Annotated in this window: 11 protein-coding genes and 1 pseudogene; 6 read left to right on the forward strand and 6 right to left on the reverse strand. The window is 41.8% G+C overall.

Annotated features, from left to right (window positions below):
* Window positions 1-159 precede the first annotated feature (159 nt).
* Together AACU25_RS04870 and ctpB are read right to left on the reverse strand one after the other, a co-directional pair.
* A complete protein-coding gene (locus tag AACU25_RS04870; protein ID WP_096574153.1) occupies window positions 160-1,128 on the reverse strand; it encodes a glycosyltransferase family 2 protein in 969 nt (322 codons plus the stop codon).
* A 96-nt stretch (window positions 1,129-1,224) separates the two neighbouring features.
* Window positions 1,225-2,562, reverse strand: coding sequence for a carboxyl-terminal processing protease CtpB (gene ctpB, locus AACU25_RS04875; protein ID WP_096574154.1), 1,338 nt, complete (start codon window positions 2,560-2,562; stop codon window positions 1,225-1,227).
* 312 nt (window positions 2,563-2,874) lie between these two features.
* Here ctpB and AACU25_RS04880 point away from each other — a divergent pair, with 312 nt between their 5' ends.
* The 5 genes and pseudogenes from AACU25_RS04880 (at window position 2,875) to AACU25_RS04900 (ending at window position 8,589) form a co-directional block, all read left to right on the forward strand.
* Window positions 2,875-3,582 (forward strand): YdcF family protein, encoded by a 708-nt coding sequence (locus AACU25_RS04880; protein WP_190445564.1) that lies wholly within the window; start codon window positions 2,875-2,877, stop codon window positions 3,580-3,582.
* 76 nt (window positions 3,583-3,658) lie between these two features.
* Window positions 3,659-4,081, forward strand: a complete 423-nt coding sequence (locus tag AACU25_RS04885; RefSeq protein WP_321206555.1) for a hypothetical protein — start codon at window positions 3,659-3,661, stop codon at window positions 4,079-4,081.
* A 216-nt stretch (window positions 4,082-4,297) separates the two neighbouring features.
* Window positions 4,298-5,293 (forward strand): annotated as a pseudogene (locus AACU25_RS04890) (CHAT domain-containing protein); the annotation flags it as partial.
* Window positions 5,294-5,323: 30 nt separating this feature from the next.
* Window positions 5,324-7,129: a tetratricopeptide repeat protein gene (locus AACU25_RS04895; RefSeq protein ID WP_479688189.1), complete on the forward strand. Its 1,806-nt coding sequence runs from the start codon at window positions 5,324-5,326 to the stop codon at window positions 7,127-7,129.
* Window positions 7,130-7,962: 833 nt separating this feature from the next.
* Complete coding sequence (locus tag AACU25_RS04900; protein ID WP_096574158.1) at window positions 7,963-8,589, forward strand: transposase; 627 nt, start codon at window positions 7,963-7,965, stop codon at window positions 8,587-8,589.
* Window positions 8,590-8,643: 54 nt separating this feature from the next.
* Here AACU25_RS04900 and AACU25_RS04905 read toward each other — a convergent pair whose 3' ends face one another.
* The 4 genes from AACU25_RS04905 to AACU25_RS04920 form a co-directional block, all read right to left on the reverse strand.
* Window positions 8,644-11,031, reverse strand: coding sequence for an adenylate/guanylate cyclase domain-containing protein (locus AACU25_RS04905; RefSeq protein ID WP_096574159.1), 2,388 nt, complete (start codon window positions 11,029-11,031; stop codon window positions 8,644-8,646).
* Between the two features lie 480 nt (window positions 11,032-11,511).
* Window positions 11,512-13,848, reverse strand: a complete 2,337-nt coding sequence (recJ, locus tag AACU25_RS04910; RefSeq protein ID WP_096574160.1) for a single-stranded-DNA-specific exonuclease RecJ — start codon at window positions 13,846-13,848, stop codon at window positions 11,512-11,514.
* 138 nt (window positions 13,849-13,986) lie between these two features.
* The gene (locus AACU25_RS04915) at window positions 13,987-14,631 is read right to left on the reverse strand and encodes a GNAT family N-acetyltransferase (RefSeq protein ID WP_096574161.1); all 645 of its coding nucleotides are present in this window, start codon (window positions 14,629-14,631) and stop codon (window positions 13,987-13,989) included.
* A 141-nt stretch (window positions 14,632-14,772) separates the two neighbouring features.
* Window positions 14,773-15,576 carry a PD-(D/E)XK nuclease family protein gene (locus AACU25_RS04920; protein ID WP_096574162.1) on the reverse strand — a complete coding sequence of 268 codons (804 nt, stop codon included), beginning with the start codon at window positions 15,574-15,576 and terminating at the stop codon, window positions 14,773-14,775.
* A gap of 637 nt (window positions 15,577-16,213) precedes the next feature.
* Between AACU25_RS04920 and AACU25_RS04925 the strand changes: the two genes are divergently transcribed.
* The gene (locus AACU25_RS04925) at window positions 16,214-18,004 is read left to right on the forward strand and encodes a putative bifunctional diguanylate cyclase/phosphodiesterase (protein WP_096574163.1); all 1,791 of its coding nucleotides are present in this window, start codon (window positions 16,214-16,216) and stop codon (window positions 18,002-18,004) included.
* Window positions 18,005-18,031: the final 27 nt, after the last annotated feature.

The raw sequence follows: 18,031 nt of genomic DNA on the forward strand, positions 1-18,031 counted from the left end.
AAGTTGGCAGAGATTGGATAGTGGGGAGGAAATTAGGGAATGGGGGCTGGGGACTAGGTAATGGGTAATGGGTAATGGGTAATGGGAGATGAGGGGACAAGGGGAAATAACAAACACCAATTACCCATTACCAAATGACAAATGACCAATGACAAACACCTATAACCATTCAATGATTTGGGCTTTTTCTGGTAATTTGGCTTCGCTTTGACCAGAGTAGCGGGCTTTGGCGGTAAATAAACCGATGGGGGTACTTAAAAAGTCTACAAGGGTGGCTTTGCCTGCGATCGCCTGCAAAATATTTTTGGGTATTTCTTTCAATAACCAGCGGATTAAGCGATAAATATAGTCTTTGGGTTTTAGCCCTGGCATTAACTTGACACCGTACAATTCATGTAAGTAGCGATTGGAGCGTCCGTAGCGTCGCCATTGGCTTTGTAGCTCTTTGAAGGTGCTGCGGTGGCGATGCTTCACTATCGCACCTGGAGCAAATTTTAAATCACCGATTTTGGCTAAGAGAATCCGCCAACAAATATCTGCATCGCCGCCTGTAGTGAGGTAAGGACGAAATAAACCGACTTTTTCTAAGACGATGCGACGAATGGCTAAATTAGCTGTTTGACCGTAAGCACAGAAGGGATGAGCAAGTGTGTGCTTTTGTGATAGAGTATCTTGCTGATCGGCGTGTTGTTCTAAAATATTTTTACTTGGCAATGCGGCAATTTCACCGACCACAATCACTATATTTTGGTCGCTAAAAGGTTGAATTAATAATTCTAGCCACTGTGGTTGCGGGCGACAATCGGCATCAGTAAAGGCGATAATTTCGCCTGTAGCGGCTCTAATTCCCGTATTACGAGCTGCATAGGAGCTTTGAATTTGATTTTCGCTTAAAGGGCGAATTGTGAGGGGAGAAAGCTCTGCGGCTGTATTTAAATAAGTGAGAGTGCGATCGCTACTATTATTATCTACCAACAAATACTCTACCCGGTCTTGAGGGTATGTTTGCGCTAATAAACAAGAGATTAAATCTGGTAAATCTGTCTCACCATTATAAATAGGAACAACCACCGACACCTGAGGCCAAAAGCTGTGGGCAGTGGTTGCATCAACTGATGAATTATTCATAAAAATAAAATTTTGGAGATGGGATTAATTAGATTCCTAAATTAGTATTCCCATTCCAAAATTCTAAAATCAGTAATAGTAGCTTGAGATTGAAAACTAAAATTTCAAGTCGTTAGCACGGCTGCTCATTGCACCAGAAGGTTGACTTGCAGGAGGTTGAGCAAAGTTAGTATTAGAGAGAGCCGCAATCGCCTTAGCATATTGTGGATCGCTTGGTGTACCGAGTAAATCGGGATTAGATGCTAATTGACGTTCCTGTGCTTCTGTCAAATCCAGCTTGATATCTGGTGCGATTCCTTTATGGTTAATATCTGTTCCCTTAGGAGTGTAATAGTGAGCAATAGTTACTGCCAAACCAGAACCATCGGTGAGTTCGTGAACTGACTGTACTAAAGCTTTACCAAAGGTTTGACTACCAACTACCACGGCTCGCTTATTATCTTTCAGTGCGCCTGTGAGGATCTCGCTAGCACTAGCTGAATTACCGTCTACCAATACAGCTAAGGGCAGATTTGTGATGGCAGTACGATTAGCTTTAGTATCCTCTGTGCCACCTACACGATCTACTGTGCGGACAATTCCACCGTTATCCAGCCACATCCGCGCAATTTCAATGCTGGCTTGCAATAAACCGCCAGGATTACCCCGCAAATCTAAAACATAAGCATTAACTTGCTTACTATTTAAATCGCGAATAGCGCGCCGCATTTGATCCGCAGCATGGGAACTAAATTCTCGTAAGCGAATATAACCAACGCGACGGTTACCTTCTTGTTTGACGGTATAACGTACTGTTGGTACTTCAATAGTCGCTCGGGTTAGCTTTAAATCAAAAGCACTTTGCCCTGTACGTCCTAACCGCAAAGTTAAAATAGTACCAGCTTTGCCACGAATTAGCTTGGACGCATCATCCACTTTCATTTGCTGAGTGGGTTTGCCATTAATAGCTAAAATTTCATCGCCGGCTTTAATACCTGCTTTCAGCGCTGGGGAATTTTCTATAGCTTCTACAACAGTCAGCCGCTTGGTTTTTTCGTTCAATTCCATGCGAATGCCAATCCCCGAGACTTCCCCAGAGGTTTGGCTGGTTAGCGCTTCATATTGTTTGGGATCCATAAAGCGAGTGTATGGATCTCCCAAGGTTTGCAAAGCTTCACGAATTGCAACGTATGCTTCTTCACGAGAAGAATAGTTTTTATTTAAAAGGCTCTGTCTAGTAGCTTGCCAATCTTGTTGATTAAATTTACCATCAACATACTCACGATTTACCAATTGCCATACTTGGTCTACTAAGGCTTTCGGGCTATCTTGGAGCGCAGCACGAACGCAGCGTGTCCAAGCAGGGCCAAATACGGATACAGTGGCAGTCGTGGCGATCGCTCCACCAATCAAGGCTACTTGGAGCGGCGAGTAACGTTTCGCAGATTGGTTCATGTATATTAGCTGGAATAATTGTGTTGTTGACAGTTTAGCAATCAGGATTTCCAGAATTTTTTAAGTTTTTATACTCAAAGTTCAGCTATCCTTTCTTCATCATTTCTTCTTAAAAGAATGATAAAAATATAGCTTAACTTTATTAATAATCATTTCTCCGTTGGCTAGCTTTCTCCGGAATATCATCTGGGAGTTATGACACTGTAATCTGCATCAACTTTACACCCTTGATTACTTTTATAAGATAGCACCTTGCTAACTTAGTTGCAGGTATTTTAAACATCCGCTAACCAAGCTTTTCGTAACTGCGTCATGAAACGTAATGGTTCCATCAAATCACAAATTTCCCACGAGAAAAAAGATAAGAAACTGTGGCGATTGATACGAAAAGTCGCTTGTGGTACGTGCTTTGTCCTGGGTACTTGGCTGATTTGTACCACTATAACCCTAGTTTCTGCATCTTCACAGTCTGTAGATGCCCTTTTTGTGCTTGGTGGCAGCATTCAGCGAGAAATATACGTAGCTCGAGAGGCAAAAAGGTACCCGAATATGCCAATTTTGATTTCTCATGGTTCCCTAGAGCCTTGTATATGGCTCTTATTCCAGAGAGAAGGTACGGAGTTGCAAAACGTTTGGTTAGAGGATTGTGCAAATTCTACCTGGGAAAATTTTTATTATGGGATTCCGATTCTGCAGCGATGGAAAGTACATAAGGTAAAGTTAATTACATCATCTACTCATTTACCGAGGGCGCAATGGATGGCGCAAATTCTCTTAGGAGCCAATGGTATTTGGGTAGAGCCAGATATTATTCAAGAGCAAGGTATCCCTGGTAATCGTGAGTCTTGGCAGAAAACTGCATTAGATGTCACCCGTAGTTTGTTATGGGCGGGTTTCAGCCAAATTATTCAACCCCAATGTTCAAAGGTGAAAAGATTGGCTGAGGTGGATATGCAAGCTTGGGAGAGTCGAGGGTTTAGATGTGAGCATCAGGGGATGTTGGGGAGATCAGGGAGGTGAAGGGCAAAAGGGGAAGGGAAAAAGGGGCAAGAAAAAACCTTTAACCCTTACCCTTTTACCCAAACGAAATTCAAAGTTGAAAATCCTTAACCGAGCAGTATTAGGAGATGAGGGTGTATTTCTCAAAGAGGCAGACATTAAAATAACGCTGGGAAGAATTGCAAGTAAGTTTATGGCAGATATTCAAGTAGCAATTGAGGGTGAGGATGCGATCGCAGCAACGGAGGAGTTGTTGGCAATTCCTGGTATATCTGGTGACTATACGGTAAATACAGAAGCACCGGAACGAGAAACAGTAGTTGCAACGGTGGCGACTATCGTGGGGATTGTTGGGGGTGCGATCCCAATTGCTGAACAAATCCGCAAGTGGTATCAGGAGTATCAAGGGAAACAATCTGGTAAAAGAATTGAAAAGGTGTTGATTGTGGGGCGCAATGGTAGGCGGTTGTTGTTGAAGAATCCGACTTTGGAGGAGATTCGGCAAATTTTGGAACCGTAAAGGTGGGATGAATCGTAAAGACGCGATGGGTTAAGACGCGATGAATCGCGTCTCTACAAATATGGGACGGGATTGGGGGTGATAGACTTGGGGATAATACTGGGTTGTTGGGATTGGGAATGTGCAAATTATCCACATTGAGCTAAAGTACATTGCGGGTGATTACGTAGAGTTACGGTATTTTGTTGATAATCCAAATTTGAAGCGGAGGAAGGGCGGATTTTAGCAGCGACGGCGCGACAACCTTTAGCTTTGACAGTGGAAGAAAGCGGCTGTTTGTCGGAGTTGGGTTATTTAGTTGATAGTTACGACCAAAATTATTTTGATGTTTTACACCTGACTGGTCATGCTACTTTACAAGCTGGGCAACCGCGCTTTGTTACAGAAACCCTCACAGGTGAAGCTTACTATGCCAGTGCAGCAGATATCGCCCAAGAATTACAATTTCGACTGCCTAAACTGATTTTCCTCTCTGGTTGTCGCACTGGGCAAGCTGGTAATGGCGGTGATGTACCTTCAATGGCGGAAGAATTGCTGCAAGCTGGTGCGAAGGCGGTTTTGGGTTGGGGACAAAAGGTTTTAGATCCAGAAGCGACGGCTGCGGCGGCTGCATTGTATCAGGAATTAGCGGCGGGGAAGCAAATTGTCGAGGCTGTTGCTAGTACTTACCAAGCATTAATTAAGAATCAAGCGCGGGATTGGCATTTGTTGCGGCTGTATGCAGCAGGTGATTTACCCGGTGCATTAGTCACACCCTTGCGGACTCGTGGACGAAAACCAGCACCAGCGCCTTCTGTGACTACCCAGTTTTTAGATCCGGCGGGTAAGGTGAAAGTCCCGACGCGAGAAAGTTTTGTTGGTCGTCGCCGTCAGTTGCAAAATTGTTTAAGGGTATTGACGCAATCAAGCAATGAAATTGGGGTGTTGATTCATGGGATGGGCGGTTTGGGTAAAAGTAGTTTAGCAGCTAGGCTATGCGACAGACTACCGACTTTTGAGCGTGTTGTTTGGGTGGAGAGAATTGATGAAGGTAATTTGGTGAGTCGGTTGGCGGAAAACTTGGATGATAACGAACAACGCAAAAGCTTACAAAATTACGAAGAAGAATTGAAATTTCGCTTGCGGCGAGTTTTGCAGCAATTGCATGAGGTTGGGAAGTCGTTTTTGTTGGTGCTGGATGACTTTGAGGTGAATTTAGCACCCCGCAATGAAGGTTATGTGTTGCAAGCGGAAGCAGCCGAGGTGTTGAAGGCTTTAGTTTGGGCGATTAGAGAAAATTACACGTCCCACCGCATCATTATTACTTGCCGTTACGATTTTGAATTTAGTCTGTTGCAGTATTTCTACAAGCAGCCGTTGGATGCACTGCAAGGCGCAGATTTGCGAAAAAAGTTTAATCGCCTCACTGCTTTTGGTGATAAATCTCAGGTTGATGAGGCGTTGAAGTTACAGGCGCAGAGGTTGGCGGATGGGAATCCGCGCTTGTTGGAATGGTTGGATAAGATTCTGCAAAATAAAACTGTTGATCAAGCAGCAATTTTGCAGAGGTTAGCAGCAGATCCGGTGGAGTTGCGAGAGCAAGTTTTGGCTGAGGCGCTGCTGCAACAGATGGATGAAACTATGCGGGAGATGTTGTCACGGGGTTTGGTATTTGAGTTACCAGTACCAAGAGAAGCATTAGCCGCAGTTTGTGAGAATATCCCTAGTTTGGAAGATTATATTAATCGGGCTGTGGCGTTGGGGTTGTTGGAAGTAAGCCATGATGAGGCGTTGCGAGTGCCGCGTATTTTGCCTGTGTTAGCGGGAGATGGGGAAGTTTTGTATAAGCAAGGGGCTGAGGTTTTGTATCGCCTGTGGTGGGAACAAGCGGAAACTTCAACTGAGGAACGAGCGTTAGAAATTCATCAGCTAGCATACAAAGGCAAAGCAGAGAAAATTGCTGTAGATGTTACAACTGCACTTGCAAGAACATGGATTAATCTCAGCCGATTTCGCCAAGCAGTTAACATTTGCCAGGTTACTTTAAAAATTACCGATAACTATCATATTTTTCATCAGCTAGCCCGTTCTGAAAAAGAACTTGGTGACATCGAATCAGCACTCAAAGACTATGAAAAGGCTCGAAGTCTTTGTCCTGTTGAAGATGAAAAAACTAAGGCAGCAATTATTCATAATCTGGCAGGAATACATGTTCTCCAAGGCCAATTTTCAAAAGCTATGAGTTTTTATCAGCAGTCCTTAGAAATAGCAATACGCATAGGTGACTATAAGGGGCAAGCTGCCATATTGCACGATATAGCCAGTATGTATGCCAGCCAGGGACAGTCTGACAAAGCCATCACCTATCTACAGCAGGTTAATGAAATAGACGAACGCCTTGATAATTTACCAGGCAAGGCAACAACCTTGAATACCATAGCTACTATCTATGTCAATCAAGGTAAACTTCAAGATGCAATAACATATCTTCAGGAATCATTCGGAATCTATAAAAATATCGGTAATGTTCAAGGTCAGGTAGTAACGTCCCTTAATATTGCAAATATCTATGATATGCAAGGTAAGTATAAAGACGCAATTATTATTCTAGATGAACTTTTGATAATTGAAGAAAATAATGGTTATATCTATGAACAAGCCGTAACATTAAATAGCATTGCATTTATCTACAGTAAACAAGGTCAATTTGACAAATCAATTGCATATTTTGAACGCTCTTTTGAAATAACAAAAAGCCTCAAAAATGTTAATGGTCAGGCAACAACACTTACTAACAGAGCATTTATTAATGCTAGACAGGGTAAAGTTAAAGAAGCAATTCTCTTATATGAGCAATTATTGGAACTTCAAGAAAGCATTGATGATATTCCAGGCAAAGCCGCGACACTGCGAATGTTAGGGCAACTGTTGGCAAAACAGGGAAACTTTGATATGGCACTTTATAATTTACAGCAATCCTTGGAGATATTGCAGCGTATCCAATCGCCTCATGCTGAAGAAGTTAGGCAAATGGTGGAGAGAATACAAGGTTTAATTGGTAATTCGTAGTTTGTCATTTGTCATTGCGAACGGAATGAAGTGCAGTGAAGCAATCGCGAGGGCTGGGATTGCTTCACTGCGTTCGCAATGACAGTTATCATCCAACTCAATTTTGCTGGGTGCGATCGCCGATTTTGCCTTAAGCTAACTTATCCACCAGCCTTTGATACTCATTAATGAGGCTCGGAAGCTCGTGAATGAGGCTCAGAAGTTCATTAATGAGGCTCGGAAGCTCGTGAATGAGGCTCAGAAGTTCGTGAATGAGGCTCAGAAGCTCATTAATGAGGCTCGGAAGTTCGTGAATGAGGCTCAGAAGTTCATTAATGAGGCTCAGAAGTTCATTAATGAGGCTCAGAAGCTCGTGAATGAGGCTCGGAAGTTCATTAATGAGGCTCAGAAGCTCGTGAATTAAGCTCAGAAGTTCATTAATGAGCCTTTGATATTTGTTTACCTGCTTTTTAGGGTAGTACTTGGGTTATCCTACCTTGCGATCGCCCCAATTCAGCCCAAAGCAAGCTCTAAACTAAAGTATCTGCCCTTCTCTAGCATCAATCAGCACATCTTATATTCATCGCGGCTGATAAATTTTGTCAATCAATCGCCAGCTTTGTTCATCTAATTATCATTATGTCTTGGGATTTTACCCAAATCCGTAATATGCGATCGCCTGTATTGAAACAGATATTTTAAACAGGATGGAAATGCGATCGTTTTTTGATTGTAAAGATGAATAGCTTTGGTTTTTGTAGGAATAATTCCGAGTTTTTTGGGTTGGCGATTACATAAATGCAAGGCAATAATTGCATGATTATAAATTCTTTGCATTAATCAAAGATGTAATCATGAATAATTCTCATCCTCAACCAAATAATAATCAACCTAAATACAACGGTAAATATCGAGTTGATTCTACACGTTTGCCAGCATGGAATTATGCAACTAATGGGGCATATTTTCTGACTATTTGCACGAAGGGTAAACAATGCTTTTTTGGTGAGGTTGTGCAGGGGGAAATGCAGTTATCACAAGTTGGAGAGGTTGCACGAAGGTTGTGGGGTGAGATTCCTAATCAGTTTTCTAATTGTGATATTGATGTGTTTTGCGTTATGCCTAATCATATTCACGGGATTCTTATACTTAATCAAACACAAATGGAATCGGTGAATTCGGAAGAAGGCGCGATGAATGCACAGGAAGACGCGATGAATCGCGTCTCTACAAGAGGGGGGGTGACGGGGTTGTTTAATCCGATGTTGTCGAAAAATTCGGTTTCTAAAATTGTGCGGTGGTATAAGGGACGATGTACGTTTGAAATTAATCGAATTTATCAAGGTTTTGGGTGGCAAGAACGGTTTTATGATGAAATAATTCGCAATCAATTTGCCTTGGATAAAATTCGACAATATATTATCGATAACCCAATCAATTGGGAACGCGATCGCGAACAACAACCCCATCCCCCCTTGTAGAGACGCGATTCATCGCGTCTTCCTCCAGATTCATCACGTCTTCTTCGTCGTAATTCATCGCGTCTTGCTTGCAAATGAGTCATCGAGTGGATTCTCATTACAATTGGGATATTGATTCTCCAAAGAAATCGCATTATAGAGTTGATCCAACATCGCCCGCACAGATGGCGGCATGGCTGTAAAGTGGATGTAGAAACTACCCTCAGTCGTCGGTTTTTCTAACACCTTGCCATAAAAATCTTCCCGTACTTCTTGAGGCAAATTCTCATTCAGCAAAATCAGCTTGAGATTTGTTAGCGGCGGTAATTTACCTTCATGGCTTTCACACTGAATCAACGCTTCCCGTTGGGAGAGTTTGATAATTTGCGCTTCATACCAGCGATCGCCTACGTGTTTGCTTTCTAAGGTGACGTACTGGAGTAAAATCGGTTCTGGTAGTTCGCGGAATTCTTCTTCTGATTTGGAGAGAAATAAATTATGTTCTCCCCTAATACCGCTAATTTCATACAAATTAATGGGGTCTTTCACTCCTTTCATCTGTACTTGTTGCGTGGACTCTACTTGCACCATATCTCGCACTTCTGATAAAACATCCTCGGAGACGATAATTTGTCCGCCAACGCTACAGGATTCTATGCGGTAGGCGAGGTTGATGTGATTTCCTACGACACCATATTTGGTACGCTTTTCTGAGCCGATGTTACCCACTACAACCTCGCCTGTATGGATACCAATCCCCATTTCGATTTCTGGGAAACCCCATGCTTGCATTTGTTGGTTGACGGGAATCATGGCTTGTTGCATGGCTACAGCACAGGCGATCGCTCTTTCTGTATCGTTAGTTCTTACGGTAGGCGCACCGAATAAAGTGAGAATCCCATCCCCCATGTATTCATCAATAGTACCTTCGTAGTGGGTAATCACATCCGCCATATATTCCAGATAAAAGTTGAGGATAGCAATTACTTGTTCTGGAGATATGCGTTCTGATGTTGCGGTAAAGCCTCGTAAATCGGAAACTAAGATGGTGATTTTCTGCCGCTTTCCGCCTAACTCTAACCCTTGGGGATTTTCTAAGAGATTGCTAACAATCTCATCACTGAGGTAGCGCCCAAAAACTTTCCGAATCAGCGCATTTTTGTTTTTCAGTTCGCCATTAATTTTGGCGATTGCTTGAGTGCGATCGCGTACTTTTTCTTCTAAAGTAGCAAACAATTCTTTTAGCTGTTTCGCCATGCTGGTGAAGGATTCAGCCAATTCGCTAATTTCATACGATCCATCAACTGCTAGTTTTTGCTCCCAGTTTCCATCTGCTAGTTCTTTAGCAGCAGTATTCAAACGCTGAATCGGCTTGACAATCCACAGGGATGTTTGCAGCCCCACCACCGTTGCAATGATTAGCGATAGCAGACACAAAACAACTGTAATTTTAGTGTTTTCGTGAATGCGCTTCATGAAATCTGCTTCTGGTACAACCACCGCAATTAAAACATCTAACCCCCTGCTATCCTTTAATGGCGTAACCTGGAGAAATTGCCGTTCTCCTTGGATTTCAAAGTCTAGTAGTTGACTGCTGTTAATTTTGCTAAAATCCCCAAATTTTCGTTCTAAATGTTTGGCACTTTGTTGGATGAGATAATTTTGGCTCTCAGAAGCTTTAATTCGTTGTGTCTGATTAGTCCGATTGCGATAGCTGGGATCGGGAGTAGATGTAGCTACTAGCAATCCCGAACGTTCCATAATAAATGTCTGTCCAGATGTACCAATCTTGAGGCTTTGCAGAAATGTGTTCACCTCGGAAAAAATAAAATCGCTACCCAGAACCCCCTTGAGTTTCCCTTGCTTGTCATAGATAGGTTGAGCTGCAGTAATTGCTAGTCCACCTGTACTAAAGTCGGGATAGATTGTACTCCAAATCGGTTTACCTGCGGCTACAGCTTGCTTGTACCAAGGGCGTTGTCTGGCATCAAAATTCGGGAGAGCTTGGATGCGCTTTGTGCGATCGCCCTGTGCATTGGTAGCAAAGTACTGATTGTATCCAGTAGTGCGATCGCGTTCGATTACCTGTAAGTCACCATTGGCTAAACGTCTGGCTCCTAAATATTCACCTGTAACATTTCCGTAAAAATTGTAGGTAATCACCGGAAAGGTACGGATTTGCTGCCAAAAATACTTCTGCTTATATTGGATATTTTGTTTATCTAACTCTCCTAACTCAATTGCATTAGCATTCAGCCGATTAATCAGATGCGGTGTTTCTACATACACTAGTAGTTGATCCTTCACCCTACCAGTCACCTCATCCCGGAGTTTAGTCGCGACTTCATTAACTGCCCTTTGCCCATTGCGAAAGGAGAAGTATCCAGTGAGTCCGACAGCAGTAATCACCTGGAGTAGTGTAGATACAACAAAAATGACACGTAACGGCATTTTTCTATACATAAAACCAATTCTTAATTCGTAATTTTTAATTATTAAAGTCAGATTTTATCTTGCTTGTTTTACTGAGTTCAAATCTGTTACTGAATTTTAAAGAATTGGTATAGCTTGACGCGTAATAGCAATTTAAAAAAAGAAGGCGACAGATGTGGTTGTTGGGTTAAACGCACTGAAAATCAAGATATATAAAGATTTTAGGCGTTTATGAAGATGTCAGTTGGGTTTCCTCGCTCAACCCAACCGACATCTTTAGCGATCATTCTTCAAATTCGTATAATTTTGCACCAGTATTTATCCTCCAGGTAAATGTTCCTGTCTTTCAGGATTCCCAGATTAGGAGGTGATATTGTGTTTACCGAAGACTTTCAGCAGGGAGATGAGGCAAGGGGGCGGGGAGCAGGGGAGAATTAATTAATGGCAAACCCCAACCACCCAATGCCCAATGCCCCATGCCCAATGCCCAATGCCCAATGCCCAATACCCTTACTGAGTATTCACCATTGCCACAATTGTAGATAAAGGCACTTCGGCAAAATACTCACGTTGAAATTGTTCTTCGCGGACTGCTGCTAAAAATTTTCCCGCAGCAGCATCGGCTTGAGTTTCGGAGATATTTTTGGGTTCTGGGATAATTCGCAAATAATTATCTTGGCGTTGTACTGTGAATCCCAAATATTTTAAGGCTCTGATGCCTAAGAGCAAGGCTTGGTTGCTAATGCCCAGTTTCTCTAAAAGTTGGACGCGGGTAACTGGTTGATGGGTGCGGCTGAGGTATTTGGCAATTCCGATGAGAGTCAGCCAAATTTGATTCGGGGATTGCTGGTTGGGTTTACTCCATGCGATCGCAAGTTGTTGATTATTGTACAAACATCGCTTCCACCAGGCGCGTAAATCATCCCAGCTTGTCGGACATTCTTCTAAGATGAGTGCTGAATGTTGAGTTCTCAGTTGTGAATGTTCTTGATTGCGCCAGTCTAATATCAGTTCTGAGTTGTGGGTGGTGAAGACTGAATTAGCGCTGGGGCGAACGGCGATTAATCTGATTTCGTAGCGTTTTTTAAAGGTGTTGTAATCTAGTTCTGCTATGCAATCACATCTACCTATGGGTAATTCATCTTTGTAGTGTCCCCACCAAATCCCAGGAAACGGATTTCTCGTGGAATCATCCCGAATATCAAAATCGGTTTTAATGTACTGTATTTTTTTCCCTTGGGAGTCCTGTTGATTGCGATGCCAAGCATTTTCAAACCAGCAGTTTTGAATCAACAGTTTTGGCACGGGATTACCCATTCCACAAGGTTCTAGGATTTTCAGTTCTAAAAATAAATCTTTCCCTAAGTCTGCAACTGTTACCACGATGTCTGCTTGGACTGTGGCTGTGAGGGTTTTACCACCCAAGGATTGCCGTAAACGTTGGTTAATCGCCTCTGAAAATAAGGGAATATTCTCCACCAACATACTCAACCCAGCTGCAAAGGGATGCCCGCCAAAGCGATGTAATAAATGTGCTTGGTCTTTGACTAATTGGTACAAATCGACAGAATTTATAGAACGAGCAGAACCTCTAGCTAGGGACTGGGGATTAGGGATTGGGGATTGGGAAGAGTCTTCCCCAGCCTCCAATTCTTCTGTACTCAAAAGGATAGTGGGGCGACCAGTTTCTTGTGCTACTTGTCCGGCTACTAAGCCTAATACGCCTACGGGCCATTGGGCATCGGCGAGGACGATCGCACTTGTGGTAGATAAATCTAATTGAGTTAGTTTTTGGGCGACTTGGGTTTGTACGTCTTTTTGCAAAGATTTCCGGCGGGCGTTGGCTAGTTCTGTGTCTTCTGCGAGTTCGCTGCAGCGTTTGATATCGCGGCTGGTGAGTAGTTCTACACAAAAGCTAGCATCACCTTGGATGCGGCTAACAGCATTGATGCGCGGCCCCAAACCAAAGGAAATATCTGTGGGGCGATCGCCACTTTTCTGACACAATTCTAATAATCGTCCTACTCCTGGTCGTCGTCTGGCTGCTGGTGGTTGTTTAAAGTCTTCCTGTAAGCGTTGAATCCCCAATTGCGCTAAATAGCGGCAATCTCCGCTTAACTGTACTAAGTCGGCAATTAACCCTACAGCCACTAAATCTAGTAAATCTGTTAAAGGATGTTTTGGTATATTGGGCAGAGTTTGATACAGTGCTTCTACTAATTTGTAAGCTACCGCCACCCCAGACAAATTATACAGGGGATGTTCATTCGGCAAATTGCGCGGATTGATAATTGCAATAACTGGTGGCCGTTCTGCTGGTAATGTGTGATGGTCTGTAACTATGACATCAATACCCAGCTTTTGAGCATAAATAATTTCATCAATATTTGTGCTGCCAGTATCGCAGGTAACAATTAATGTACAGTCTTGTTTTGCTAAATTATCGATACCTGCATAGTTCAGCCCGTGAGATTCTTTGAGACGGTTGGGTATGTAGTAGCTTAACTGCGAATTTTGAACGAAAAATTCCCCCAAACCATCCCACAACACAGATGTAGAAGTAATCCCATCCGCGTCAAAGTCGCCCCAAATCGCAACTTTCTCCCCAGCATTACGTGCTAGTTGCAATCTTGCCATAGCGCGATGCATTTCTTCCCCAAACTCAAAAGGGCTAGCTGGTTGATAAGTTTTATAGTTAACGAAACCTTCTAATTGCTTGGTGTCACGAATACCACGTTGCCATAATAATTGCGCTGCATAAACTCCACTTGATGCAGGCGTATACTTTTTCACAGCTTGGATAAACCACTCTGGAGGTTGTTCAGTTGCGGCTAGAGTCCATTGCATAGTGGGGGATTGGGGACTGGGGATTGGGGAGGCAGAGGGGCAGGGGGCAGGGAGCAGGGGGAAAATTCTTAATTCCAATTAGCAATTACCAATTACCAATTACCCATTACCCATTACCAAATGACAAATACTAAATGCCTACTCATCATTCAACTTTAAATCTATTTGCGGTTCTGTGACTAAGGGATTGAGGACGACTTCGTTAGCGAAACCATCAGGCTTACGGGCGCGAATTGCAGCTGGACGCGATCGCCTATAACCTGCTCTTTCAGCTTTTTGATGTTCATAATCAATTAGTCTGCCATAGTATGGATGTTTACTTAAATTCATTGATAAGAAAATATGCTGGCGGTTGTTACCAAATCCTTTGCGGTTGAAAAATTTCACGGCTGGGGTATTGGTAGGATCTGTATCTACTAGCATGAACCGCGCGCCATCTTCAATCATGCGGGCGACAGCTTTATCAACCAGCTTGTCTGCAACTCCCCGACGCTGAAAATTCGGGCTAACTCCTAACCAGAGAATATATCCGTAAGTCCATGAGGCTTTGGTAATGATGGTTCCTAAAATAAAGCCTGCTAAGTCGCCATCGATTTCTGCAACCAAACAGTATTCTGGATCTGTGTTGTAAAGTCCAATGACTTCCCACTCATCCCAAGTTCTATATAAATAAGGATATAAATCGCTGGTAAATAGTTCTTCTCCCAAATGGTAAATCGGCGCTATATCGTCAATTCCTAATTCACGGACGTAAACTGTGTCCATGTCATCAACGTTTGTCATAACTTTTAAGTATATATTCTGCTTTCATCTTAGCGAGAGTAATAAGAGTCAAGAGTCAAAAGTCAAAAGTCCAAAGAGGTAGGATGCGTTAGCCTTGGCGTAACGCATCACACATTTCTATTTTTTGTTGACCGTTAAATTTCACAGCGCTACTTCTTCTATACTGGCGATATCTGGTAAGGAATTACCTTCGCTTTCTTCTTCAATAGCCTGGATGCGATCGCAGCGAGTACCAAATTGACAATACCCGCAAGCTTTGTTTCCGTGTGGTAGTTGGGGAAATTGTTCTTTGTGTTGATAACGTTCTAACCAATAACTTAAATCGTTTAACAGTTCATTCAGTTCTTTTGCTGTTCGCTGGTGCTGGGCAGTACTGTAATTAAATTTAATATTTTGCGGTTTACCTTCAGATTGAACAAACCAATAAGTCATAGAGATATTTTCTGGCAAATATTCGCTAGTTTCTGCCAAAACATACAAATAAAGACGAGTTTGCCAGTTCTGCTCTAATTTACGTTTATGTAATGGTTTAGGATAGGTTTTCCAGTCGAGAATCTGCGCTTTTTCTTTATCGGCAATTAATAAATCATAAACAACAGTCAGCAAATAATTTTGTACTTGCAGAGTGCGGTAATGTTCACTTTCACGAAAAGTTTGACTACCAGCAGCAGGTGAGAGAATTTCTGGTGCAGTTTCCGCAAAAGCTGACATCCAATTTTGTAATTGACTATCGGCTTGCAAAATACTATTAATTGGCAAACCCATTTCTCGTTGCTGCATCAGCAGGTGAAATCGGCTACCTAAAGTTTGCCGTTCTTCATGTTCTGGATCTGAGGGAGAATTGAGATTGTCGAGATAAGTATGTTGAAACTGACGGGGACAACGTTCTAATAAATTCAGTTGTCCTTGGGAAATGCGTAATAGTTGAGTGGAAGTTGACAGCATTTTTCTATTTTAGAAGCGATCGCCGCTCTATCTTCAGACAGTATGTTGTAATAAAATACACATCTTTTTTAATAAATGTGCGGTTAAACATTATTTAATTTAGACATTTTTTACTTTTTTTAAAATTTGAGAGATGATTACTTTTACGTTTTTTGAATTATATAACATATACATTTATATATAGTAGTCCACTCATTGATAGATTTTTTACTACTCTGAAACAACCTACTATTATTTTAAATAATTAACTTTTTGATAGCCTTATATTATTTATAGAAATTTTATACATTAGCTAGTAATTACACTCATAATAATTCTGATTATTTATCCTAAACTTTTAAAAGATTCTGATTAAAGTTTACTGCGGTATACATTACTAAATGCTCAGTTCCGACAGCGTAATCTATAACTTTTTTCTTAGTGTTTTGTCTACAAAAGTATTTCTTTTTTCTGTTATTGCTTAACCTCTAAGAGCATTGAACCAGAGACTTAGATATTTTCCACCTTGACGCACATTTGCGACTTGGAACTATTTGCACAGCAATCACCCCGAATGTGTTGAGTAAAATTCAGCACATATACAAAGATTGTTCGCCATTGTTTTGCTCAGTAATTTGCTAACTCTCAATCAAGATTTATGAAACTCAACTACAAACTTTACCTGTACTTATCTTTATCTAATTTGAAATTGCTCAAGAGAAGTTATCCTGCCAAAATCATGTTTGTGGCCTTTGTAGGTACTCACATACCACTTTTGACATTACTTTTGAGTTTTCTCATTTCCAACTCTTATTCTTGGGAAATGGCGGTACGAGTTTTAATTATTGCTCTGTTGGCGACGTTAACAGGTACAGCAGCAACTCTCTATGCCATACATAATCTCCTCGCACCAGTCATGTTGACATCGACTGCATTGCAAGACTATCTAAATAATCGAAAATTACCTGAACTACCTACAGAATATGTTGATGAAGCTGGGACACTCATGGCAGATGTTTCACAGACTCTTAATAAATTAGATGAGTTGATTCATTACATTACTAATTATGACGAATTAACAGGACTACCTAATCAAAATTTATTTAGCGATCGCCTATCGGGTGCTGTGGCGAAAAAGTATTTTCTTCCAGATAACACAAAAGAAGTTGGGATACAACTTCATCTTGGCGATCGCTCTAATTTAACTTTCTCTCCATCTCCACAACAACAAAAGCTATTAGCTATATTTTTATTAGGTATTGATGATTTCCTGAATCTCAGTCATGCATTAACGCATAATACCCTAAATTTGTTACTGCGAGCAGTTGCCCAGCGCTTAAGCACTTGTGTTTCACAAACAGATATTATTGCCCATTTGAGTAAAGATGAATTTGCAATTGCCCGAGTAGAAATTCCTTCTTTTGAAAGCGTGATTAAGCTATCACAATTGCTGCTAAATACTCTGGCAAAGCCCTTTTTAATAGAGGGTAACTCAATTCATATTACTGCCAGCATTGGTATCACAATTAATGACTTAAATGAGAGTAATGGTGTAGAGGAACTCTTGCAACAGGCGCACATCGCACTCTCCCAGGCTCAAACACAAGGGCGTAGCCAATATTTATTTTATTCACCAGAAATTAATGCTCGCTTACAAGAGCGACTCACTTTAGAAAGCCAATTATATGGGGCACTGGAACGCAATGAAATGCAGGTTTATTACCAACCTTTAATTAATTTGCATACGCAAAAAGTAACAGCAGTTGAAGCGCTAGTTCGCTGGAAACATCCTACTTTGGGTTTAGTTTCCCCAGCAAAGTTTATTCCGATTGTAGAAGCTAATGGTTTAATCACCGCAATCGGCGAATGGGTTTTGCGAACAGCCTGTACTCAATGTCGTGCTTGGCAGCTGGCTGGGCTACCTGCGATTCGAGTATCAGTGAATCTGTCAGCTAGGCAATTTGAACAACCCAATTTAGTAGAGGTTGTTAGTCAAATCCTTCAGGAAACTGGACTACCGCCATCTTACCTAGAATTAGAAGTCACTGAAAGCTTTTTGATGGCTGATATTCAGCACTCGGTAAAAATCTTGAACCAATTACGAGAATTAGGTATTTGGCTAGCTTTGGATGATTTTGGTACTGGTTATTGCTCGTTGAATTACTTAACGCGCTTTCCCGTCAATATGCTGAAAATTGATCGCTCATTTGTACAAGATATAACGTCTAATCCTGATAGCGCTGCTGTTATCGATGCCATTATTGCTTTAGCCAATAGTCTGCAATTAAAGATTACAGCAGAGGGCGTGGAAACCGCAGAACAAATGCACTACTTAAAAAGACGGGGATGTGAGGAAGGGCAAGGATTCTACTTTAGTCGCCCTGTTCCTGCTGATATAGCTGTTGAGATGTTGGAAAACAGTTATCAGCTAAGTAAACAATTACGATGACACGCAGCAGTAATCCAAACGTCATGT

The sequence above is a fragment of the Tolypothrix tenuis PCC 7101 genome (genome assembly GCF_963874875.1).
Classification (GTDB): Bacteria; Cyanobacteriota; Cyanobacteriia; order Cyanobacteriales; family Nostocaceae; genus Aulosira; species Aulosira tenue.